This is a genomic window from Halomonas tibetensis, from assembly GCF_042643535.1.
In the GTDB taxonomy this organism is placed as follows: Bacteria; Pseudomonadota; Gammaproteobacteria; order Pseudomonadales; family Halomonadaceae; genus Halomonas; species Halomonas tibetensis.
Genome location: NZ_JBHRSQ010000014.1, coordinates 221,875 through 244,673 on the forward strand (window position 1 = coordinate 221,875; position 22,799 = coordinate 244,673).

At 65.6% G+C, this 22,799-nt stretch carries 20 protein-coding genes; 13 read left to right on the forward strand and 7 right to left on the reverse strand.

Going from position 1 to position 22,799, the window contains the following annotated elements; genetic code table 11:
• Positions 1-14 precede the first annotated feature (14 nt).
• Together ACFODV_RS11615 and pepN are read left to right on the forward strand one after the other, a co-directional pair.
• Positions 15-500, forward strand: coding sequence for a YajQ family cyclic di-GMP-binding protein (locus ACFODV_RS11615; RefSeq protein WP_379759414.1), 486 nt, complete (start codon positions 15-17; stop codon positions 498-500).
• A gap of 110 nt (positions 501-610) precedes the next feature.
• Positions 611-3,244 (forward strand): aminopeptidase N, encoded by a 2,634-nt coding sequence (gene pepN / locus ACFODV_RS11620; RefSeq protein WP_379759417.1) that lies wholly within the window; start codon positions 611-613, stop codon positions 3,242-3,244.
• A 91-nt stretch (positions 3,245-3,335) separates the two neighbouring features.
• Here pepN and ACFODV_RS11625 read toward each other — a convergent pair whose 3' ends face one another.
• The 4 genes from ACFODV_RS11625 to ACFODV_RS11640 are packed head-to-tail and all read right to left on the reverse strand — an operon-like array spanning position 3,336 to position 5,896.
• Positions 3,336-3,623, reverse strand: coding sequence for a hypothetical protein (locus tag ACFODV_RS11625; RefSeq protein ID WP_379759420.1), 288 nt, complete (start codon positions 3,621-3,623; stop codon positions 3,336-3,338).
• Positions 3,624-3,642: 19 nt separating this feature from the next.
• A complete protein-coding gene (locus tag ACFODV_RS11630; RefSeq protein ID WP_379759423.1) occupies positions 3,643-4,029 on the reverse strand; it encodes a CBS domain-containing protein in 387 nt (128 codons plus the stop codon).
• Between the two features lie 23 nt (positions 4,030-4,052).
• Positions 4,053-4,403, reverse strand: coding sequence for a P-II family nitrogen regulator (locus ACFODV_RS11635; RefSeq protein ID WP_379759426.1), 351 nt, complete (start codon positions 4,401-4,403; stop codon positions 4,053-4,055).
• Positions 4,400-5,896: a DUF1538 domain-containing protein gene (locus ACFODV_RS11640; RefSeq protein ID WP_379759429.1), complete on the reverse strand. Its 1,497-nt coding sequence runs from the start codon at positions 5,894-5,896 to the stop codon at positions 4,400-4,402. Before ACFODV_RS11640 ends, ACFODV_RS11635 begins: the two co-directional genes overlap by 4 nt.
• A gap of 209 nt (positions 5,897-6,105) precedes the next feature.
• Here ACFODV_RS11640 and ACFODV_RS11645 point away from each other — a divergent pair, with 209 nt between their 5' ends.
• The 3 genes from ACFODV_RS11645 (at position 6,106) to ACFODV_RS11655 (ending at position 9,508) form a co-directional block, all read left to right on the forward strand.
• The gene (locus ACFODV_RS11645; RefSeq protein WP_379759432.1) at positions 6,106-6,702 is read left to right on the forward strand and encodes a LemA family protein; all 597 of its coding nucleotides are present in this window, start codon (positions 6,106-6,108) and stop codon (positions 6,700-6,702) included.
• A 13-nt stretch (positions 6,703-6,715) separates the two neighbouring features.
• Positions 6,716-8,665, forward strand: a complete 1,950-nt coding sequence (locus ACFODV_RS11650; protein ID WP_379759435.1) for a M48 family metalloprotease — start codon at positions 6,716-6,718, stop codon at positions 8,663-8,665.
• A gap of 75 nt (positions 8,666-8,740) precedes the next feature.
• Positions 8,741-9,508, forward strand: a complete 768-nt coding sequence (locus ACFODV_RS11655; protein WP_379759437.1) for a hypothetical protein — start codon at positions 8,741-8,743, stop codon at positions 9,506-9,508.
• Between the two features lie 133 nt (positions 9,509-9,641).
• On the opposite strand, the gene ACFODV_RS11660 is transcribed toward ACFODV_RS11655, so the two are convergent.
• Complete coding sequence (locus ACFODV_RS11660) at positions 9,642-9,848, reverse strand: cold-shock protein (protein WP_290905627.1); 207 nt, start codon at positions 9,846-9,848, stop codon at positions 9,642-9,644.
• Between the two features lie 258 nt (positions 9,849-10,106).
• Between ACFODV_RS11660 and ACFODV_RS11665 the strand changes: the two genes are divergently transcribed.
• Positions 10,107-10,754 carry a LysE family translocator gene (locus tag ACFODV_RS11665; protein WP_379759440.1) on the forward strand — a complete coding sequence of 216 codons (648 nt, stop codon included), beginning with the start codon at positions 10,107-10,109 and terminating at the stop codon, positions 10,752-10,754.
• A 15-nt stretch (positions 10,755-10,769) separates the two neighbouring features.
• Here ACFODV_RS11665 and ACFODV_RS11670 read toward each other — a convergent pair whose 3' ends face one another.
• Positions 10,770-12,755, reverse strand: a complete 1,986-nt coding sequence (locus tag ACFODV_RS11670) for a transglycosylase SLT domain-containing protein (protein WP_379759443.1) — start codon at positions 12,753-12,755, stop codon at positions 10,770-10,772.
• A gap of 276 nt (positions 12,756-13,031) precedes the next feature.
• Here ACFODV_RS11670 and htpG point away from each other — a divergent pair, with 276 nt between their 5' ends.
• From htpG to sixA, 5 genes are all read left to right on the forward strand, one after another.
• Complete coding sequence (htpG, locus tag ACFODV_RS11675) at positions 13,032-14,936, forward strand: molecular chaperone HtpG (protein WP_379759446.1); 1,905 nt, start codon at positions 13,032-13,034, stop codon at positions 14,934-14,936.
• A 236-nt stretch (positions 14,937-15,172) separates the two neighbouring features.
• Entirely contained in the window at positions 15,173-16,744 is a 1,572-nt protein-coding gene (locus ACFODV_RS11680) for a Re/Si-specific NAD(P)(+) transhydrogenase subunit alpha (RefSeq protein ID WP_379759448.1), read from the forward strand.
• 16 nt (positions 16,745-16,760) lie between these two features.
• Positions 16,761-18,203, forward strand: coding sequence for an NAD(P)(+) transhydrogenase (Re/Si-specific) subunit beta (locus tag ACFODV_RS11685; protein ID WP_379759451.1), 1,443 nt, complete (start codon positions 16,761-16,763; stop codon positions 18,201-18,203).
• 155 nt (positions 18,204-18,358) lie between these two features.
• Positions 18,359-19,444: an NAD(P)H-dependent glycerol-3-phosphate dehydrogenase gene (locus ACFODV_RS11690; protein ID WP_379759454.1), complete on the forward strand. Its 1,086-nt coding sequence runs from the start codon at positions 18,359-18,361 to the stop codon at positions 19,442-19,444.
• Positions 19,437-19,913, forward strand: coding sequence for a phosphohistidine phosphatase SixA (gene sixA, locus ACFODV_RS11695; protein WP_379759457.1), 477 nt, complete (start codon positions 19,437-19,439; stop codon positions 19,911-19,913). Before ACFODV_RS11690 ends, sixA begins: the two co-directional genes overlap by 8 nt.
• Here sixA and ACFODV_RS11700 read toward each other — a convergent pair.
• Positions 19,910-20,857 (reverse strand): AEC family transporter, encoded by a 948-nt coding sequence (locus ACFODV_RS11700; RefSeq protein ID WP_379759460.1) that lies wholly within the window; start codon positions 20,855-20,857, stop codon positions 19,910-19,912. The two genes, sixA and ACFODV_RS11700, sit on opposite strands and share 4 nt — an antisense overlap.
• Before the next feature lie 228 nt (positions 20,858-21,085).
• Between ACFODV_RS11700 and ACFODV_RS11705 the strand changes: the two genes are divergently transcribed.
• Both ACFODV_RS11705 and ACFODV_RS11710 read left to right on the forward strand, forming a co-directional pair.
• Positions 21,086-21,895 (forward strand): alpha/beta fold hydrolase, encoded by an 810-nt coding sequence (locus ACFODV_RS11705; protein WP_379759463.1) that lies wholly within the window; start codon positions 21,086-21,088, stop codon positions 21,893-21,895.
• Positions 21,892-22,794, forward strand: coding sequence for an alpha/beta fold hydrolase (locus ACFODV_RS11710; RefSeq protein ID WP_379759466.1), 903 nt, complete (start codon positions 21,892-21,894; stop codon positions 22,792-22,794). Before ACFODV_RS11705 ends, ACFODV_RS11710 begins: the two co-directional genes overlap by 4 nt.
• Positions 22,795-22,799 lie beyond the last annotated feature (5 nt).

Sequence of the window (22,799 nt, forward strand, 5' to 3'; positions counted from 1 at the left end):
CTTCAGGAGCCACCATGCCCTCCTTCGATATCGTTTCCGAATTTGATGGCCACGAGGCCAGCAACGCCGTGGATCAGGCTAACCGCGAGGTCCAGTCCCGCTTCGACTTCAAGGGCGTCACTGCTAACTTCGAGCTCAGCGGCGAGAGCGTGGCCCTGGAAGCCGAGGTAGATTTTCAGCTCAAGCAGATGCTCGACGTGCTGCGCAGCAAGCTGATCGCGCGAGGTATCGACGCTCGCTGCATGGACGTTCAGGACCCGGTGCTCTCCGGCGTGCGGGCCCGCCAGGAAGTGACTCTCAAGCAGGGCCTCGACCAGAAGGAGGCGAAGGAGATCGTAAAGCGCATCAAGGACTCAAAGCTCAAGGTCCAGGCGCAGATCCAGGGTGACAAGGTGCGCGTCACCGGCAAGAAACGCGACGACCTCCAGGCGGTGATGGCGCTGCTGCGCGGTGAGGGCGGCCCCGAGCTCCCCCTGCAATTCGATAACTTCCGTGACTGAGGGCCCTCGGGGCCGTTATTTCTCCGGCTTCGGGCGGTGATCGGGTTCGCTTTGAGGTTGGGGGGGCGGGCGCCGTACAATGGTGGCCATTTCCGACAGGAGCATCCCGAATGTCCGATCCCCAGGCGACCCATCTCAGCGATTATCGTCCCCCTGCCTACCGCGTGATCTGCACTGAGCTGACCTTCGATCTCGATCCCGCGGCGACCCGCGTGAAGGCGTCTCTGCATCTGGAACGTCATCCGCAGCGCGAGGCCGGTCTTCCGCTGGAGTTGGACGGCGAGGGGCTGGACCTCAAGGTCATTGCCCTCGACGGTCAACCGCTCGAAGCAGACGAATATGCGGTGAGCGATACCGGGCTGATCGTCCATCGGGTGCCTGAGCGTTTCCGGCTCGAGACCGAGGTGGAGATCGCTCCCCAGGCGAATACCGCACTGGAAGGCCTCTACCGCTCGGGCAGCATGTACTGCACCCAGTGCGAGGCCGAAGGCTTCCGGCGCATCACCTTTTACCCGGACCGCCCCGATGTCATGGCCACCTTCACCACCACGGTGATCGGCGACGCCGAGCGCGAGCCGGTGCTGCTCTCCAACGGCAACCCGGTGGAGCGCGGGTCGCTGCCGAACGGTCGTCACTTCGCCACCTGGGAAGACCCGCACCCCAAGCCCAGCTATCTGTTCGCCCTGGTGGCCGGCGACCTCGAGAAGGTCGAGGACGCCTTCACCACCGCCAGCGGTCGCGAGGTGACCCTGCAGATCTGGGTGGAGGAGGAAAACCTCGGGAAGACCGACCACGCCATGGCCTCGCTGAAACGTGCCATGAGCTGGGACGAACAGGCCTATGGGCGCGAGTATGACCTGGACCTGTTCATGATCGTGGCAGTCAACGACTTCAACATGGGCGCCATGGAGAACAAGGGGCTCAACATCTTCAACTCGGCGGCGGTGCTGACCCACGTGCATACCGCCACCGACGCCGCCTTCCAGCGCGTCGAGAGCATCGTTGCCCACGAGTACTTCCACAACTGGTCGGGCAACCGGGTGACTTGCCGGGACTGGTTCCAGCTCTCCCTCAAGGAGGGCTTTACCGTCTACCGTGACCAGTGCTTCTCCGCCGATACCAACTCGCCGGCGGTCAAGCGCATCGAGGACGTCTCCGTCTTTCGTACCTCCCAGTTCGCCGAGGATGCCGGCCCCACGGCGCATCCGGTGCGTCCCGACCACTACATCGAGATAGGCAACTTCTACACCCTGACCATCTACGAGAAGGGCGCTGAGGTGGTGCGCATGCTGGCCAACCTGGTGGGGAAAGAGGCCTTCCGGCGAGGGAGCGATCTCTACTTCGATCGTTTCGACGGTCGGGCGGTGACCATCGAGGACTTCGTGGGCTGCATGGCGGAGGCTTCCGGCCTGGATCTGACCCAGTTCATGCGGTGGTATTCCCAGGCAGGCACTCCTGAGATCGATGCCTTTGGCGAATACGACTACGCCCGTGGCGAATACCGCCTGATGCTGCGTCAGCGCACCCCGGCCACCCCGGGTCAGCCCGACAAGCAGCCGTTGCATATTCCGATCCGCCTGGGCCTGGTGGGTACCAAGAGCGGCCGCGACCTCCCGCTGACCCTGAACGGCGAAACGCTTGGCTCCGACGCGGTGATCGACCTTCGCGAGGCCGAGCAGGAGTTTCTGTTCACCGACGTCTCCGAGGCCCCGGTGCCTTCTCTGCTGCGGGGGTTTTCGGCCCCGGTCAAGCTTCGCTTCCCCTATGGCCGCGAGGACCTGGCCTTCCTGCTGGCCAACGACTCCGACGGCTTCAATCGGTGGGACGCCGGGCAGCGCTTGGCGATGCTGGCGCTGGACGACCTGATCGCCGCCCATCGCAACGGCGTAGAAAAGGTGATGGATACCCGGGTGGTGGAGGCTTTCCGCGGCCTTCTCTCGGCCGAGATCGACGACAGGGCGGTGCTGGCCGAGATGCTTACCCTGCCTTCCGAGGCCTACATCGCCGAGCAGCAACCGCTGGTGGACGTGGATGCCATCCATGCAGCCCGCACCTTCGTCAAGCAGGGCCTGGCCACGGCGCTGCGCGACGACTTCCTGAGGGTCTATCGCGAGAATCATTGCGATGAATCCTATGCCCCGACCCCGGAGCAGATTGCCGGGCGCAGCCTGAAGAACGTGGCGCTCTCCTATCTGGTTGCCATCGAGGACGAGGAGGGGATCGCACAGGCCATGGAACAGTTTGAGGCCGACCACAATATGACCGACGTGCGCCATGCCCTGACCCTGCTGACCCACAGCAGCCGCGACGATCTCAGCGAGCCGGCGCTCAGGGCCTTCGGCGAGAAATGGGCCCATGACACCCTGGTGATGGACCAGTGGTTCAGCATCCAGGTCACCCGTCCACAGCCCGACGTGCTCGACCGCGTCAAGTTCCTGATGGAACACCCGGCCTTCTCGCTGAAGAACCCCAATAAGGTGCGCGCGCTGATCGGCACCTTTGCCGGCCAGAACCGGGTGAACTTCCACCGTATTGACGGCGAGGGATATCGCCTGCTTGCTGACGTGGTGATCGAGCTCAATCGCCTCAACCCGGAGATTGCCGCGCGACTGATCACGCCGCTGACCCGCTGGGCGCGCTTCGACGAGACCCGCCAGGAGCTGATGAAGGCCGAACTCGAGCGCATCCGCGCCGAGAAGCTCTCGCCCAACGTCTATGAGGTGGTGGAAAAGGCCCTGGCCTGAGCAGCCGAAGGCCGAACGACAAGCGCCGCCCCTCGGGGCGGCGCTTTCGTTATGGGCTCTCGTGTCGGGGTCTGGTGATCAGGCGTGGCGCTCAGTAGATGAGCCAGCTCAATACCACCACCCCCAGCAGCAGCCAGATCAGAGCGGCGACGATGGCCCGGCGCATCAGCGCCCTGACCCCTTTCCACAGCAGCCATAGCCCGATCACCAGAATGACCAGGCTGATCAGCGAGGGAGGAATGCCCAGCGCTCCCGATAGCCCGTCCAGAAAGCCACGAGCGGCATTGCCGATGTTGGCGAAGAAGCCGGTCAGCAGGTCCACGACGAAGCGGATGATTTCGCCGAGCGTGCTGCCGACCCAGGTAAAGAACTCTTCCATGTCGATGGGTTTCCCAGGGTCACTCAATCAGGTCTAGAACGGTACCCACGATATCGTCCATGGTCACCAGGCCGACCAGGCGATTGTCATCCAGTACCAGCACGCGTTTGACAATGCTGTCGGTCATCAGCTTGGCCACGTGGCGGACATCCAGCGATTCGCCGACGCCGATAGCGGGCTTGGCGCAGACGTCATAGACGTTGATCAGGTCGATGTCGCCGTTCTCGGCGACAATGGTCTTGAGAATATTGGTGTAGGTGATCAATCCCCATGCGTCTTGGGGGTCCTGCTGCTCCACCACCAGGCACTTGAGATTGTGCTTCTTCATCAGCGCCAGGGCGTCGCGCAGGGTGGCAAAGGGTGACACCGTCACCACGTCCTGCATCATGATGTCCTTGACCTGCATCGTCTCTCTCCGTCAATGGGGGCTCAGCTATCGTGCCTGAGCCGTTCCTCGAAGCGCTTGACCTGCGCCATGTCGATGCCGCCCAGGTGCTCCACGGGCAGGGTCATCACCAGGCCCTTGGAATCCTCGCCGCTGGGGTTGAGGATCTGGCGAATGGCCTTGAGCACCTTGAGCGATAGCCCCTTCTCCAGGGTCAGCAGCATGATGCTCTGACTACCCTCGAACGTCAGGCCAAAGAAGGTCTTCTTGCGTTCGCCGCCGATGCCGCGGCCTGACATCAGGGTCATGCCCACGGCGCCGGCCTTGGTAGCAGCATCGATGCACTCCTGCTCCAGATCTTCAGGCACGATGGCCACCAGCAGGGAAAACTTCATGGTTGCCTCTCTTTCCAGTGAGCCACCCGCTCCATCAGGATGGCATAGCTCATTACGGTCACGATAGGGAAGATCGAGGCGAAGGCGATCAGGCCAAAACCGTCGATCAGCACGTTTCGCCCCTCGATCTGGCTGGCCAGGCCGATGCCCAGCGCGGTGACCAAGGGCACGGTGACCTCCGAGGTTGTCACCCCACCCAGGTCGAAGGCCAGCGCCACAATATAGCGCGGCGCAAGAGCCGTCAGGGTGATCACCAGAAGGTAGCCGCCGATGATGTAATAGTGAATGGAGTCGCCGGTGATGATGCGGTGCACGCCGATGGTGATGCCGATGGCCACGCCGACAGCGACAAGCAGGCGGATAGTATTGCCGTTGATCTTGCCGGCCGCGGCCTCTTCGGCCTGCTGACCTACCGCGATCAACGCCGGCTCGGCCATGGTGGTGGCGAAGCCGATGGCAAAGGCGAACAGGTAGACCCACAGCCAGGTGTCGAAGCCGATCAGCTGCTCGGCCATGCGCTGGCCGATGGGGAAGAGCCCGAGCTTCAGACCCACCACGAAGGCGTAGAGGCCGATGATCACCATGGCAAAGCCCACGCCCACCTTGAGCGGGCTGGCCAGAGGGCGACGCAGCACCGCGTACTGGAAAAACAGGATGACCAGGATGATCGGCAGCACATCACGCAGCATGCTGAACAGGTCGAGGATCAGAGTGGCCAGGCCCGAGGGCGGCTCGGCATTGTCTGCAAGACCGACCAGGGCGGCGCCGTTGGCGATATTGCCCGGGTCAGCGTAGACCAGGATGCCGTAGAGCTGCACGCTGATCATCGGTACCATCACCGCCAGTGCTACCAGGCCGAAGCCGTCGAGCAGCGGGTTTCGACCGCGAATGGAGGCCGCCAGGCCGATGCCCAGGGCGGCGATGAGCGGCACGGTGACAATATTGGTGGTGACACCGCCGGAGTCGTAGGCGAGCCCGATGATCTCCTCGGGGGCGAAAAAGGTCACCAGCACTACCGTGATATAGCCAACGATCATGTACCAGTGGAGAGGGTGCCCCAAGATCACGCGGAATACCCCCAGGGCCATCACCAGGCCCACCGAGCCCGCCACGATCAGCCGCAGGGTGAGGGCGTCGATGCGCCCGTCGCTGATCTCATAGGCCTGCTCGGCGACGGCAATCAGCGCGGGTTCTGCCACCACTGCCGAAAAACCGATGGCGAAACCGAAGGCCATGAGCAGCGGCATGGAGCCCCGGCGGGCAAACTGGTTGGCCAGCCGCTTGCCCACTGGGAAGATGCTTAGCTCCAGTCCCTGAAGAAACAGCGCCACGCCCACGGCGACAATGCCCAGACCTATTGCCATGCTCACGCCGCCTTCGGGCCATTCGCGCAGCAGCAGGGCCTGGAAGGCCACCACCACCACGATGATCGGCATCAGGTTGCGCAGGGCGTGGAGAAAGGCGTGTGCGAAGTCCCTGAGTTGCTCGGCCAAGTTCGGCTCCCTGATTTGTCTCTTCGAACATCCCGGTGGCGACCCCGGGGCGCCGGCCTGCTAGCCTTGAGGCTGTCCCTGCCAGGCTGGAAAGTTCGGATGATAGCATCTCGCCCCGGCCGCGGCATGGCCTACCCGGCATCCGGGGCCTTGAAAAGGGGCGAGTCGCCGGAACTTGCTCTTCCTCCAATTTCGACAAGGAGTCGACCATGTCACTCTCGATGATTCTGCCGCTGGTCGTACTCGGCCTGCTGGTTGTTTACGCGGTCTCGATCTTCAATCGCCTGGTGGCGCTGAAGAATCGCTACCAGAATGCCTTCGCCCAGATCGAGGTGCAGCTCAAGCGCCGCCATGATCTGATTCCCAATCTGGTGGAAACCGCCCGCGCCTATATGAGCCACGAGCGTGAGACCCTGCAGGCGGTGACCGAGGCGCGCAATGCGGCGGAAGTTGGGCTCAGGAATGCCGCCGCCAACCCCGGCGAACCGGGCGCCATGGCGGCGCTTGCCGGCGCCGAGGGCGCGCTTGGATCGGCCCTGGGGAAGCTCAACGTGGTGATGGAGGCCTATCCGGATCTCAAGGCCTCGGAAAACATGCAGCAGCTCTCCGAGACTCTGACCAGCACCGAAAATCGCGTCGCCTTCGCCCGCCAGGCCTTCAACGACGCCGTCATGCAGTACAACACTTACAAACAGAGCTTTCCCCCGGTGATCCTGGCGTCCTCCTTCGGCCACAAGCAGGATGCCGCGCTGCTGGAGTTCGAGGACAGCGCCGAGATCCAGGCTGCGCCACGCGTCAGCTTCTGAACGAGGGCCGCCCATGGATTTCTTCACCGCCCAGGATCGCGCTCGGCGCCAGACTGGGCGCCTCGTGCTACTTCTCCTGCTCGCCGTGGCCGGTCTGATCGTGGCGGCAAGCGTGGTGGTTGCTTTGGCCGTGGTGCTGTTCGATGGCCAGTTTGGCGGTCCAGACCCGCTCGCCCGGGCGCTGGCGCCCGAGCTGTTCGGCTGGGTGACGCTGGGGGTGGTAACCCTGGTGGTGGGCGGTGCGCTGATGCGCCACGTTCAGCTGCGTGCCGGTGGCTCGGCGGTGGCGGAGGCGCTGGGTGGCCGACCGCTCAATCTCGATACTCGAAATGCCGACGAGCGCCAGCTGCTCAACGTGGTGGAAGAGATGGCCATCGCCTCGGGTATGCCGGTGCCCTCGGTCTATCTGCTCGAGGATGCCGCCATCAACGCCTTCGCCGCGGGTCACGATAGCCACGATGCCGCCATCGGCGTGACCCGGGGCGCCATCGAACATATGGACCGGGACCAGCTACAGGGCATCATCGCCCACGAGTTCAGTCATATCCTTCACGGTGACATGCGCCTCAACCTGCGCCTGGTGGCGCTGCTTCATGGCATCCTCGTGATCGGACTGATCGGCCGGATGCTGTTGCGCGGCGCTGCAATGACGGGGCGCGGACGTTCGTCACGTCGCGGCGGCGGGGGGCATGTGGCGGTCATGGCCGGTGGGGCGGCGCTGATGCTGGTGGGCTATGCCGGCACCCTGTGCGGCAACCTGATCAAGTCGGCGGTGAGCCGCCAGCGCGAGTTCCTGGCCGATGCCAGTGCGGTCCAGTACACCCGCAACCCCGAGGGTATCGGCGGCGCCCTGCAGACTTTGGCCGCCTATCGTCTGGGTTCGCGGCTGATGGCGTCCCAGGCATCGGAGTTCAGCCACCTTTACTTCGGCAGTGGCGTGCGGCATCTGAGCCGGCTCACTGCCACTCACCCTCCGCTTGAGGCGCGTATCCGCCGAGTGCTGCCCCGCTGGGACGGGAGTCTACCCGAGCCCTTCGCCCCGACGCCCAAGGCTGCGCCGGCACAGGACGCATCGCCTTCCTCGCGTCGAGACGCCATGCTCGGAGGGGTGGGGGGCGGAGGGATGAACGGCGCTCCGGGAGAGAGCATGGGTGGCGCTTTGGCCGGGGCCGCCCTGGCCGGTGCGGTGGTGGCCAGCGTCGGTCAGCCCGACCCCGCAGCCCTGGCCGCTGCTCGCCGGCGGCTAGACGGCATCGACCCGCGACTGATCGACGCCGCTCACGAGCCCTTTGCCGCCCGGGCGCTGGTCTACAGCATCCTGATGGGGGTGGATCCGGCCAGCCGTGATGCCCAGCGGCACGTGTTGACCCACCAGGCGTTGCCCGAGGTGCTCCGTGAGCTCGACGCCCTGGAAGAGCCCCTGTCGGGGCTGACGCCGGGAGATCGGTTGCCGCTGATCGAGCTGGCCCTGCCGCAGCTGCGCCAGCTTTCGGCGGCCCAGTTCGCTCGTTTCCGCCAGTGCCTCGCCGGCCTCATGGCCGCCGAAACCGTGCCGGGTGCTCTGCAGTGGGCGCTGCACCGGCTGGTGCTGGTGGGCATCGAAGGCGAGCGCCGGGCACGGCGAGACCGGCATCTGAGAGACCTGGCGGGGCCGCTGTCTCTGCTGCTGTCCACGCTGGCGCGTAGCGGTCAGGCGTCGCCTGATGAGCAGCGCGAGTCCCTCGAACAGGCGGGCAAGGCGCTTGGTGTCGAGTTGGACCTGGTTCGCGACCCCTCGAAGGCAACGGAATTGGACTGGGCCATGGGGCGCCTGGTGCGCTTGGTTCAGTCTGAACGAGCAGCGCTGCTGACGGCCATGGTGTGCTGTGTGGAGCAGGATGGCCGCATCGAACCCGAAGAGGCCGAACTGCTGCGTGCCGTGGCCTGGACCCTGGGCTGCCCTTTGCCGCTGCGGGACGAGTGAAATGGGTTCTGCCTTGCGGGAGACCGGCCGCTCTGTTGCAATGTCTCCCTTGAAATCAGGAGTGAGGAAAGGATGGTGAACAGACCCTGGAAGCCCGCGCTGCTGGCGGCCCTGATGGCGCTGGGGCTCCTTGGCTGCGGCAACGGTGACGAACCGGCCCAGACGACGACCGACCCGTCACCGGCCGAGCCCACCGCCCAGCAGGAGAGTGTCGAAGAAAGTGTCGAAGAAAGTGTCGAAGAGAACGCCGAGCCGGCCGAGTCCGAACCGGAAGCCCTGGAGAGTGAGCTGTCGCCCGAGGAGCAAGCTGGGCAGGTTCAAGAGGACGCGTCAGCGGTCGACATGACCGACTCTGCGGCCGACGTGGCTGATGAGGCGTCGGAGGAGAGGCTCGAGGCAGAGACCCTGGGCGAATCTCCGGCCAGCACCCTGGAGGAGGGCGCCGCACTGCCCGGTGAGACCACCCGCGACGAGATCGATGCCATGCTCGAGGAAACCGAGCGGCGTTTCGAGGAGGCCCAGCGGCGCATTGATGAGCAGTTCAAGGCGGCCGAGGAGGAGGCTGTCGTCCCCGAGCCCATGGAAGGCGATGACGACTTCGATGGCGGAATGGACTTCGGCGCGGGCCTGGATGAAGATCAGCTGGATACCGGTGGACCGACCAGCTCTGATATCGATGCCATCATCGAGGAGCAGGAGCGCCGCTTCGAGGAAGCGCAGCGTCGTCTTGAAGAGCAGTTCGATGCGGTGGAGCAGGACCTTCCCGAGTTTGAGCCCATGGAGGCAGACGATTTCGAGATCGAACCCATGGAGACCGAGCCCGTCGAGACCGATGAGCCCTGAGGCTTCTTGCCTGAAGGAAGGCGCGCAGTGCGCAGTGCCGCCGCCACGCGACAGAAGACAGAAAAAGGCCCACCGAACGGTGGGCCTTCTCGTTTCAGCGGCGGTGCCGTGGCACCGCCTTGCCCGCGCCGGATCAGTCGGCGGGACGAATGTTGGAGGCCTGAAGGCCCTTCTTGCCCTGAGTGACCTCGAAGGTGACCTTCTGGCCGTCCTGCAGGGTCTTGAAGCCGTCAGCCTGAATCTCGGAGAAGTGAGCGAACAGGTCGTCACCGCCGTCGTCCGGAGAGATGAAGCCGTAGCCCTTGGTGTCGTTGAACCACTTGACAGTGCCAGTTGCCATTGTTGATTTCCTTAACATACTTTAATGGTCGTACCGGGTCCGCCGGTGCGGGTGCCCGAAGTGCGTGGACAGGGCAGGAACAACTAGTACCGTGTGTTATCGGCGATAATGGACGATAACCGGCAACTGTTTCCAGGTGACCAACGCTGCGGTGGGCGAGCCCGGGCTCATTAGCCTGGCCGTCATCCGCAAATCCACTGTAGATCGAATACCGCCGGGCATCAAGCCCACTACACGCCGCGAGGAACGTCTTTCCCCATGTTTATTGACGCCCAGTTCTGGCCCTTCTTGGTTGCCATCACCCTGCTCTCTCTCAGCCCCGGGGTCGACACCCTGCTGGTGATTCGCAACACCGCCCGGGGCGGTGTGCGTGACGGCATTCTGACCAGCTTGGCGATCTGCTGTGGGCTCTTCATCCACGCCGCAGTCTCGGCGCTGGGGATCTCGCTGATCCTGCTGCAGTCGGCCTGGGCCTTCGGCCTGCTCAAGTTGGCCGGGGCCGCCTATCTGGTGTGGCTGGGTGTGCAAAGCCTGCTGGCGGCGCGTCGACGTCAGGGGTTGGCGGTGGCGGGGGTGACCGGCGAGCACCACTCGGTGCCGGTATGGCAGCCACTGCGCGAGGGGCTGCTCTCCAACGTGCTCAATCCCAAGACTGTCGTCTTCTATATGGCGTTCCTGCCGCAGTTCATCGCTCCTGGCGACCCGGCGCTGGCCAAGTCGCTGTTCCTGGCCGGGGTGCATTTCGTGATCGCGAACCTCTGGCAGATCAGCGTGGCGGTGATGGTGGGCAGCGCCGGTCGCCTCCTGGCCAGTCGCGCCTTCGCCCGAGGTCTCAACGGCGCCACCGGGGCCGTGCTGATCGCCTTTGGCCTCAAGCTGGCGCTGGAGCAGGCCCCGGCGCCCTGAACATGATGGTATCTGTCAGTTCCTGGCCAGCAGCGAGCGGTCGTAGCGCACCGTCTTCTCCGCAGGGCTCAGCATCGAAACGCCTCGGCTGTCGCCACCGTTAGCCAGGCTCTCGAAGATCGCCCGATAGGAGAGTACCGCCTGGACATAGAGGCGTGTCTCGCGGAAGGGAATGCTTTCCACGAACAGGTCGAACTCCTCCGGGGCATCGGCTAACCAGCGATCGACCCGGCCGGGGCCGGCGTTGTAGGCAGCTGCCGCGGCCAGGCGGTTGCCGCTGTAGCGATCGAGCATGTCGCGAATATAGGTGCTGCCCAGGCGGATGTTGAGCGCAGGATCCAGCACGCCGTAGGGCCCCGGGTCCGTGATGCCCAGTTGTCGGGCCAACTGGGTCGCAGTCCCCGGCATCACCTGCATCAGGCCGCGGGCACCGGCGGGAGAAAGCGCCGTGGGGTTGTAGGCGCTCTCGCGGCGGGCGATGCCCATGAGCAGGTAGGGGTCGACGGAGGTTTGACGCCCCCAGTGCAGGAAGTGCTCGCGGTAGGCCTCGGGGAAGCGCCAGTCCAGGGCGTTCCACATGCGGCCGGTGATGGTGGTCTGCACCAGCTTGGCATGCCAGCCGCGGCGCTGGGCGTAGTCGGCCAGTGCCCGCGCCTCGCGCTCGCCGGCGCGTTCCACGGCGGCATACCACTCGCTGGCGGCCAGGCCCGGCTCGTCGATCCGCAGCAGCGCCTCGGTGCGCTGCACGGCAGGCCAGCGTGACACCTGGTTGCGGTAGCTGTCGTCGAAGCTGTTGCGCTCCAGGTTGAGGGCGTAGGGCTGGTTGATGCGATCGGCGGCGGCAAAACCGAAGAAGCTGCGTCCCTGAGCGGCCAGCGCGTAGGCGTCCCGGGCGCGGGCGCTGTCACCCAGCTGGTCGTGAGCGCGTCCCGCCCAGTAGTGCCAGCGGCTGTCGTCGCGGGTTTCCGGCGCCATGCGGTCCAGCCAGCTCAGCACCCCGCGCCAGTCGCGTTCGCCGAGGGCGGCCCGCACGCGCAGCTCCAACAGATCGTCGTCGCTGCGCCCGGCCAGGGCCTGGTCGACCCAGCCGCGATGCTGGCGAATGTCCCGGACCAGCGAGTAGAAGATTAAGTCCCGCTCGATGGCGCTGCGGTGCTCTTGCTCGATGGGCAGGTGCGGCGCAATCTTGCGCCAGGCCTCCGCGGCCGCCTCGGTGTCGGCACGAGTGAAGCCGTGCATGGCGGCAGCGAACAGCGGCCCGGAGCCGCGGCACTCCGGTCCCAGGCAGGTCGGCACTCGAGTCACCGCGGCAAAGTCGCTCGAGAGGCGCTCCATGATCCGACGCGACTCATCCCAGCGGCTGCCAAGCTGGCGGCCCAGATAGCTGGCCAGACCCGATTCGCCGGCCTGCCATGCCAGCATCTTGCGCTCCCAGATCTGCTGCTCGCCGATCACTCCGCGCCTGCGCAGGTCACCGAACAGGCCATCGCATGCGTCCGGCTGGGAGCGGCCGACCATCCACAGGGCCAATCCCCCCTCGGCGGCGGCCTGGGGAGCGCTTCCGAGCAGGGCAGAATAGTAATAGCACTGGCGGGCGGTGCCGGCGGGTTCCCCGTCGGCCACGGCGAGCAGGCTGCCGTAGCGTCCGGCATAGCCGTACTGGGCGATGGCTTGGCCGCGCAGCCATTCCCCTAGCGGCGAGTCATCGTGGCGCTCGATAAAGTCGATAATCTGCCCCGGTTCGGCCTGGGGCAGGCGTCCGCGAAGGCGGTGGTACTCCACGTAGCCGGCCAGTGGATGCCCGGCAATAGCGCGCTGATCGACACGCTCCCATTGCTGGCTGCGGGCCGCTTCAAGGGCGTCGCGAAGCGCGCGGTCGTCAGCTAAGGCCAGCGGCAGTGAGAAGGGCAGCAACAGCGTCAGCGTAGTCAGCAGGGTAGCGATGCGCAGGGCGCCGCTGGACCTGGCGCCGCGCGTCGTCGCTGGGTGGCGTAGGCGCATGATAAGAGTCTCCGGGAGTTGACGTCCGATAGCACCCATCGTGGCCCATTCCCGACGTCAAGGGTAGAGGGAAAGGGTGATCGACGCTGGTGCTGAGTGGTCAGGCGGTGTCCTGTGCCTCGGCGGGATTATCCGTTGCGTTGGGCGGAGTCATGCCGCAGCGAGGCATGAAGCGGCGGTGAGGCTTGAAAAGCATCAGCGGGGCCCCATATCGGCGAGAGTGATTACACCCGCGGCGACGCTCGCCGCAGAACATGTCGACGAGGTTCAGGACACATGACCACCGCTACGCACGAAGAAACCCTTGGTTTCCAGACCGAAGTCAAGCAGCTGCTGCACCTGATGATCCACTCCCTCTACTCCAATCGGGAGATCTTCCTGCGCGAGTTGATCTCCAACGCCGCCGATGCCTGCGACAAGCTTCGCTACGCGGCGTTGGATAACGATTCGCTCTATGAGGGCGACAGCGAACTGCGCATCGAGATCGAACACGATGCCGAGGCGGGCACCGTCACGGTGCGCGACAACGGCATCGGCATGAACCGCGATGAGGTCATCTCGAACCTCGGCACCATCGCTCGCTCCGGTACCGCCGACTTTCTCAAGCAGCTCTCTGGCGAGCAGCAGAAGGACGCCCGGCTGATTGGCCAGTTCGGCGTCGGGTTCTACTCCGGCTTTATCGTTGCCGATGAGATCAGCGTGCGCACCCGCAAGGCGGGCAGCGACAAGGCAGAGGGCGTGGAGTGGCGCTCCAGAGGCGAGGGTGAGTTCACCGTGGCCGACATCGAACGCGACGTCCACGGTACCGAGATCGTGCTGCACCTGAAGGAAGACGCTAAGGAGTTCGCCGACGACTTCCGCCTGCAGGGCCTGGTGCGCAAGTACTCCGACCACATCGAGGTGCCGGTGCGCATGCCGAAGGTCGAGAGCGCCCGCGACGACGAGGGCAATGCCATCGAGGGCAGCGACATCACGACCTGGGAGACGGTCAACGAGGCCACCGCGCTCTGGTCGCGCCCCAAGAGTGACATCTCGGACGAGGAGTACCAGGCCTTCTACAAGCACGTGGCCCACGATTTCAGCGATCCGCTCACCTGGAGTCACAACAAGGTCGAGGGCAAGCTCGAGTACGTAAGCCTGCTCTACGTGCCGGGCCGTGCGCCTTTCGATCTCTATGAGCGCGATGGCGCCCGTGGCGTGAAGCTTTACGTACAGCGCGTCTTCATCATGGACGATGCCGAGCAGTTCCTGCCGCTCTACCTGCGCTTCATCAAGGGCGTTCTGGACACTCGTGATCTGTCGCTCAATGTGTCTCGGGAACTGCTTCAGCAGGACCCGAAGGTGGAGAAGATCCGCTCCGCGCTGACCAAGCGAGCCCTGGACATGCTCAAGAAGCTGGCCAAGGACAAGGCGGCCTACCAGACCTTCTGGAATACCTTCGGCAGCGTGCTCAAGGAGGGCCCGGCGGAGGACTTCGCCAACCGCGAAAAGATCGCCAGCCTGCTGCGTTTCTCCACCACCCACACCGACAGCACCACCCAGGACCAGTCCCTGGCCGACTACGTGGAACGCATGCAGGAGGGGCAGCAGAAGATCTATTACATCGTCGCCGACAGCTTCAATGCGGCCAAGTCCAGCCCCCACCTGGAGATCTTCCGCAAGAAGGGGATCGAGGTAGTGCTGCTGCACGACCGCGTCGATGAGTGGTTGATGAGCCACCTCAACGAATACGACGGCAAGGCCTTGGTCGACGTGGCCAAGGGCGAGCTCGACCTCGGCGACATCGAGGGCGAGGAGGAGAAGCAGGCCCAGGAAGAGACCGCCAAGGCCAAGGAGGATCTGGTCAAGCGCGTCAAGGAGGCGCTGGGCGACCAGGTCCAGGAGGTCAAGGTAACCCACCGGCTGACCGACTCGCCGGCCTGCGTGGTGCTGCCCGAGCACGAGATGGGCTTCCAGATGCGCCGCATCATGGAGGCCGCCGGCCAGCCGATGCCCGAGGTCAAGCCGATCCTCGAGCTCAACCCTGTCCACGCCCTGGTGGCCAAGCTGGAAGGCGTCGAGGGCGAAGCCTTCGGTGATCTGGCCCACGTGCTGTTGGATCAGGCGATCATCGCGGAGGGAGGCCACCTCGACGACCCGGCCGCCTACGTCAAGCGCCTCAATGCCCTGTTGACGGCCTGAATCCGGGCGGCCCCGCGCCGCGCCGTCACGTCCCCGACGCCCCCTGCTGGCCGCCCAGGCCGGCGGGGGGCGTTGTTTTTTGTGTGCCGCGGCGAGTGCCGAGCCGCGACAGGCTGTCGCGTTGAACTTGATCCGCTCGCTCCGGTGTGATGCTCTATGTGATTCTGGTTGATAGAAGACGATCGGCGCCTTCGGCGTTGAACTCTGTCCGGCAACCTGCATTCAGGAGAACAAACGTGAAGATTGGCGCACCCAAGGAGAGTGCCCGGGGGGAAGCGCGTGTCGCGCTGACCCCCGAGAGCGCTCAGCAGATCCAGAAACTGGGACATGAGTGTCTGGTGGAGAGTGGAGCCGGCGAGGCGGCGGGTTTCCATGATGAGGCCTACCGTGCGGCGGGCGTCACCGTCATCGAGGGGGCCGAGGCTCTCTGGCGAGACGCCGAGATCGTGATCAAGGTCCGCGAGCCCTCCGAGGAGGAAGCCGACCGCCTGCACGAGGGGCAGAAGCTGATCAGCTTCTTCTGGCCGGCCCAGAGCGAGGCGCTGCTGGAACGCTGCCGCGCGAAGGGAGCCAGCGTGATCGCCATGGATATGGTGCCGCGCATCTCTCGGGCCCAGAAGATGGACGCGCTCTCCTCCATGGCCAACATCGCCGGCTACCGCGCGGTGATCGAGGCGGGCAACAACTTCGGACGTTTCTTCACCGGCCAGGTGACCGCCGCGGGCAAGGTGCCTCCGGCCAAGGTGCTGGTGATCGGTGCCGGGGTGGCGGGTCTGGCCGCCACCGGCACTGCGGTGAGCCTGGGCGCCATGGTGCGCGCCTTCGACGTGCGGCCCGAGGTCGCCGAGCAGATCGAGTCAATGGGCGCCGAGTTCGTCTTCCTCGACTTCGAGGATAGCCAGGACGGCGCCGAGACCGGCGGCTATGCGGCCCCCTCCAGCCCCGAGTTCCGCGAAAAGCAGCTCGAGTGCTTCCGCGCCCAGGCGCCTGACATCGATATCGTCATCACCACGGCGCTGATCCCCGGCCGCCCGGCCCCCAAGCTGTGGCTGGAGGACATGGTGGCAGCCATGAAGCCCGGCTCGGTGATCATCGACCTGGCCGCCGAGAAGGGCGGCAACTGCGATCTCACCGTCGCCGACGAGCGAGTGGTCAGCGACAACGGCGTGGTGGTTGTCGGCTATACCGACTTCCCCTCGCGCATGGCGACCCAGGCGTCGCTGCTTTACGCCACCAACATCCGCCACATGCTCACCGACCTGACGCCGGAGAAGGATGGCGTGGTGGTGCATGACATGGAGGACGATGTGATCCGTGGTGCCACGGTGACTCACCAGGGCGAGATCACCTTCCCGCCGCCACCGCCCAAGGTGAAGGCCATCGCCGCGGCCAAGCCCAAGCCCAAGGAGAAGGCGCCGACGCCGGAGGAGAAGAAGGCCGCCGAACTGGCTGTCTTCAAGGATCAGACCAAGCGCCAGGCCATCATGCTCGGCGTGGGTGGTGCCCTGATGCTGGTGCTGGCGCAGATCGCCCCGGCCTCCTTCATGCAGCACTTCATTGTCTTCGTCCTGGCCTGCTTCGTGGGCTTCCAGGTGATCTGGAACGTCAGCCACTCGCTGCATACGCCGCTGATGGCGCTGACCAATGCCATCTCCGGGATCATCATTCTCGGCGCCGTGCTGCAGATCGGTTCGGGGAACTGGCTCGTCATGCTGTTGGCAGGTATCTCGGTGCTGATCGCTACCATCAATATCGTGGGCGGCTTCCTGGTGACACGCCGGATGCTGGCCATGTTCCAGAAATCGTGAGCGGCGGAGAGAACACATGCTGAGTCAAGGATTTGTATCAGCCGCAGCGATTGCGGCAAGTGTGCTCTTCATCCTCTCCCTGGGGGGGCTGAGCAATCAGGAGAAGGCCAAGCGGGCGGTGTGGTACGGCATCATCGGCATGGCGTTGGCGGTGTTCTTCACCGCCCTGGGCCCCGGTATCGGCGCCCACTGGCTGATGATTCCCCTGATCATCATCGGCGCGGCGATCGGCTGGGTCGTGGCCAAGCGGGTCGCCATGACCGAGATGCCGCAGCTGGTGGCGGCGCTGCACAGTTTCGTGGGTCTGGCCGCGGTCTTCGTGGCCTTGAACGCCGACCTCGAGCGCCGCCGGGTGCTGGCCGTCCAGGCCCTGGGGGGAGCCACCGAGCAGTTCTCGGCCTTTGCCGCCATGGTGGCTACCAAGGCGCCGGACGAACTGACCTTTCTCCAGATAGAAGTGGTATTCGCCATCTTCATTGGTGCGGTGACCTTCACCGGCTCAGTGATCGCCTTTGGCAAGCTGGCCGGCAAGGTCGATGGCAAGTCCAAGCAGCTGCCCGGTGGCCATAAGCTCAACGCCGGCGCCGCGGTGATCTCGCTACTGCTGGCTATCCTCTACCTCAATGGCGCCGGCTTCTGGACCCTGCTGTTGCTGGCCGCCCTGGCGTTCTTCATCGGCTACCACCTGATCATGGGTATCGGCGGGGCCGATATGCCGGTGGTGGTGTCGATGCTCAACAGCTATTCGGGCTGGGCGGCGGCGGCCATCGGCTTCACCCTCTCCAATGACCTCTTGATCGTGACCGGCGCCCTGGTGGGCTCCTCGGGGGCGATCCTCTCCTACATCATGTGCAAGGCGATGAATCGCAACTTCGTCAGCGTGATCCTGGGAGGCTTCGGCGGCACCAAGGGGCCGGCGGCGGAGATCGAGGGCGAGCAGGTGGCCATCGATGCCGCCGGGGTGGCGGCGACCCTCAACAACGCCGACAGCGTGGTCATCGTGCCGGGCTACGGCATGGCGGTGGCCCAGGCCCAGAACGCGGTCAGCGAGCTGGTGCGCAAGCTGCGCGCCTCCGGCAAGGAGGTGCGCTTCGCCATCCACCCGGTGGCCGGCCGCCTGCCGGGGCACATGAACGTGCTGCTGGCCGAGGCTCGGGTGCCCTATGACATCGTCATGGAGATGGACGAGATCAACGATGACTTTCCCAAGACGGACGTGGCGATCGTCATCGGTTCCAACGACATCGTCAATCCGGCGGCCCAGGAAGACCCCAACAGCCCCATCGCCGGCATGCCGGTCCTCGAGGTATGGAAGTCGCGGGTCGTCTTCGTCTGCAAACGCGGCCAGGGCACCGGCTATTCGGGCATCGAGAATCCGCTGTTCTACAAGGAGAACACCCGGATGCTCTACGGTGATGCCCGCGAGAGCATCGACTCGCTGCTCTCGCACATCGACTAGGCTGAAGTCTGTCGGCCTGCCGTGACGGCCGGTCGACAGGGCGGTTCCCGGGGCTCGAATCGGCTGACGATTCGGGCCCCTTTTTCGCTACAATTGCGATTTCCCTTACTCCGATCCCATCCATCCCGATTTCACCAGAACAGGCGGGGCCGACCATGGCATTGGAACAGATGAAGGTGGCGGTGCTGGGGGGCGGCAGCTTCGGTACCGCCCTGGCCAGCATTGCGGCCGACAACGGCTCACGGGTGAGCCAGTGGCTGAGAGATCCCGATCTGGCCGATCAGATCAATCGCGAGCATCGCAACGGCCGCTACCTGCCCGACTATTCGATTAATCCCTCGGTGATCGCCTCCACCGACATGGCCGAGGTGCTGCAGGGTGCCAGCCTGGTACTCGTGGCGATCCCTTCCAAGGCCTTCCGCGAGGTGGTGCGCCAGGCGCGCCCCTGGCTGACCCCGGACCAGATCCTGGTCAGTACCACCAAGGGTATCCAGGAGGAGGGCTTCAAGCTGATGAGCCAGATCCTCGAGGATGAGACCGGCTTTCCCCATATCGGGGTGATCTCCGGACCCAACCTGGCCTCGGAAGTCGCCCAGAAACAGCTCACCGCCACGGTGATCGCCAGCGACGATCCCGAGACCCGCACCCGGGTGCAGACGGCGCTGGGCTGCGACTACTTTCGGGTCTACGCCAGCAACGACCGTCACGGCGTCGAACTGGGCGGGGCGCTGAAGAATATCTACGCCATCGCCGCCGGCATGGCCGCCTCGCTGGGCATGGGGGAGAACACCCGCAGCATGCTCATGACCCGGGCCCTTGCCGAGATGAGCCGCTTCGCCGTGGACCAGGGCGCCAACCCCATGACCTTTCTGGGGCTTGCCGGCGTGGGGGACCTGATCGTGACCTGCTCCTCGGCGCTGTCGCGCAACTACCGGGTGGGCCAGGCCCTCGGCGAGGGCCGCACCCTGGACGAGGCGGTGGCGGCGCTGGGCCAGGTGGCCGAGGGGGTCAATACCGTGCGCCTGGTGCGCGACAAGGCGCACCAGGACGGGGTGTACATGCCGTTGGCCGAGGGGCTCTATCAGGTACTGTTCAAGGGCGTGCCGGCCAAGGAGATGGCCCGCATGCTGATGCTCGGCGAGCAGAGCAGCGACGTTGAGTTCGTGCTGGCTCGCGAGGACGTGCAGCGCGCCCACCGCGAGGGCGAGGGCGAGGGTGAGGGCGGGGGCGCCCATGGCTGAGCGCCTGCTGATCCTGCGCCATGGCGAGGCGGGCCCTGGCGTCCCCGACGCCGAGCGGGAACTGACCGGGCAGGGCAGCCGTGAGGTTGCGCGCCTGGCCGCCTGGTTGGCCGCTCGAGACGAGCCTGCCGGGCTGCGCCTGCTGGCCAGCCCCTATCGCCGTGCCCGGCAGACCGCCGCCATCATCGGCGAGGCGCTGGGTGTTCCGGTGGAGACGCTGCCGATCATCACCCCCGACGACGCCCCGTCGACGGTGGCCGACTGGCTGCTGGCGCAGCCCGAGGGACGCCAGCTGATGCTGGTCAGCCATATGCCGCTGGTGGGGGCGCTCACCGGCCTGCTCGTGGAGGGGCGTACCGACCACGGCCCGGGCTTTCCCACCGCGGCCCTCGCCGAGCTCGAGGCCGAGGTCTGGGCGGCGGGCTGCGCCCGACTGACGAGATTTACCGCCCCGGCCGACCTGGGCTAGATCAGTCCCGCCACCTTGAGCCCGAAGGCGCCGAGAGTGACCGTCAGGCTGGCCATCAGGGTGGTCAGGGCGATGATATTGGCGGTCAGGACGGCGTTGCTGCCCATGGCCTTGGCCATCACGAAGGCCGCCGCCGCCGTGGGGCTGGCGAAGAAGAGGAACATCACCCCCAGTTCGCGCCCCTCGAAGCCGACCAGCCAGGCCGCCGTGGTGGCCAGGATCGGCACCGTCACCATCTTCAGCAGGCTGGCGCTGGTGGCCAGACGCCCCGAGGCCCGGATCGCCCCCAGCGACAGGGTGGCGCCGATGCAGATCAACGCCAGGGGCAGGGTCAGCGAGGCGAAGTACTCGCCGGAGGTCATCAGCCAGCCCGGCAGGGGCAGTTCCAGGGCGGCCACCGGAACCGCCGCCGCCACGGCGAGGATCAGCGGGTTACGGGCGATGTGCGACAGGATACTGCGCCAGTCCGCACTCTGGCCCTCCTGATAGGTGGCCAGTGCCACTACCGAAAAGGCGTTGTAGGTGAGGATCACCACCCCGAGCAGCAGTCCCCCGGCCGAGAGCCCGTAGTCGCCGTACATGCCCGCCGCCAGCGCCAGTCCCACGATGCCGCAGTTGCCGCGAAAGGCCCCCTGGATATAGACCCCGCGCTCCGGGTAGGGCACCCGCAGCCGGGCCCAGCCCCAGCAGAACAGGAAGCTGCCCAGGGTCGCCAGGGCGAAGAAACCCAGCAGCCTGGGGTTGAGGGTCGAGCCCAGATCCGCCTTGATGATGCTGAGAAAGATCAGCACCGGCATAGTGCCGCGGAACACCAGCTGTGAGGCGGTAGAAACGAAGGCGGTATCGATCCATCCGGCTCGCTTGAGGCCCAAGCCGATGAATACCATGGCGAAGACTGGCAGGGTGACCTCGAGGGTCTGGAAGAAGAGAGCGGAGAGAGTCATGGCGCCAGCCTCCTAGCGGGCCAGCCACAGGCCGAGGATGATCGCCGCGATCACGGCGGCAAAAAAGATCCGGTTGCGGGTTCGGGTGTCGCGGGGAGGCTTGGGCACTGGATTCACGAGGACTCCGATCGGGGCTCGATGAGCCGGAAGTGGACTTGGCGAATCATGGTAATCCCGTTAGCCTGCTACCGCCAGACGGAAACCGCCCGGCCGCCCACGGATACCGACATGACCCTATTACCCGACCGTCCTCGACTGCTCTTTGCCCATGCCAACGGCTTTCCCGGCTCAAGCTATCGCAGTTTTCTCGGCCCCCTGGCCGAACGTTTCGATGTTCACCCACTCGATCGCCTGGGCCATCATCCCGACTTCCCGGTGGGCCATAACTGGCTGGCGCTGAGAGACGAGCTGCTTCAGACCCTGGAGGGCGCCGATGCGCCGGTGATCGGCGTGGGCCACTCCATGGGCGGGGTCTTGATGGCCATGGCCGCCGAGGCTGCCCCCGAGCGCTTTCGCTGCGTGGTGATGCTCGACCCGCCGCTGATGCTGGGACTGGACGCTTGGGCCATGAAGGCCGCCAAGCGCATCGGCTTCATGGAGAGGGTGACGCCGGCCGGGCAGAGTCGCGGCCGACGGTCCCTGTGGCCCGACCGCAGCGCCATGCGCGACTCGCTTCGGCGCCGCCGGCTGTTCCGACGCTTTACCCCCGAAGCCCTCGATGACTATGTGGAGGGGGGGACCAGGCTGCTCGACGATGGTCAGGCGGTGCTGGTCTACGACCCAGAGGTCGAGGTGGAGATCTTCTGTCACCTTCCGGACCATCTGGGCGATCTGCCAAGGCGGCTGCGGGTGCCCTATGCGCTGCTTGCCGGCGATGACTCCGATCTGCTCACACCGCGCCGTCGTCGGCGCCTGGTTCGACACGGCGTGCCGGTCACCCTGGTGCCAGGGACCCATATGTTCCCCATGGAGCATCCGATGGAGGCCCGCCAGGCCCTGCTTGAGACCCTCGAATCCCTGCTGGAGCCGTCCCCATGACCGATCCTCGCGAACTGCAGCTGGCCCACGGCCGTCTGGCGGCTCTGGCCTGGGGCAAGAAGGGGGCGCCGACCTGGCTGGCTCTGCACGGCTGGCTTGACAACGCCGCCAGTTTTTCGCGGCTGGCGCCGCGCCTGGTTGAGCGCCTGGGGATCCAGGTGGTGGCCCTGGACTTCGCCGGTCACGGTCACTCGGCCCATTTCTCTCGCTCGGCTCATTGCCCCGGACTGGGTGACTATGCCCTGTGGGATTATTGCCACGATGTGCTGGATGCCGCCGATTCGCTGGGCCTCGAGCGGCTGACGCTGCTGGCCCACTCCATGGGGGCCGGCGTTGCCTGCCTGACCGCAGCGGCACTACCGGAGCGGCTCTCTCGGCTGGTGCTGATCGATGGTCTGGGGGCGTTGACCACCGAGGCCGAGCGCGTGCCGGGCCAGCTGCGCCGTGGCCTGCTGGCCCAGCGTCGCGCGCCCTCCCCGGCGCCGCACTATCCAGACAGTAAGACCGCAGTGGCGGCGCGAGTCGCGGGTGGTGCCACGCCCATCGATGCCGACACCGCCGCTCCTCTGGTCGAGAGGAACCTGCTGGCGTTGAAGGGTGGAAGAGTCGGATTACGCACCGATGGTCGCCTGGTTCGGCCATCCCCGGTTCGGTTCAGCCCTGAGCAAGCGCTAGCCTGCCTGGGGGCGATCCGCTGCCCCACGCTGCTGGTGGAAGGGGAGACGGGCATTCTTGGCGACAGCGAGCGTGCCTGTGTGGCACGCTCGGCCCTGCAGGGGTTAGCGCGACGAGTGCTTCCCGGCGGTCATCACCTGCATCTCGAGGCAAACGCTGTGGCCGAGGTGGCCGATACGATCGTGATCTGGAGCGATGGCACGGGCCACTCGGCAGAGGAGTGAAGGCC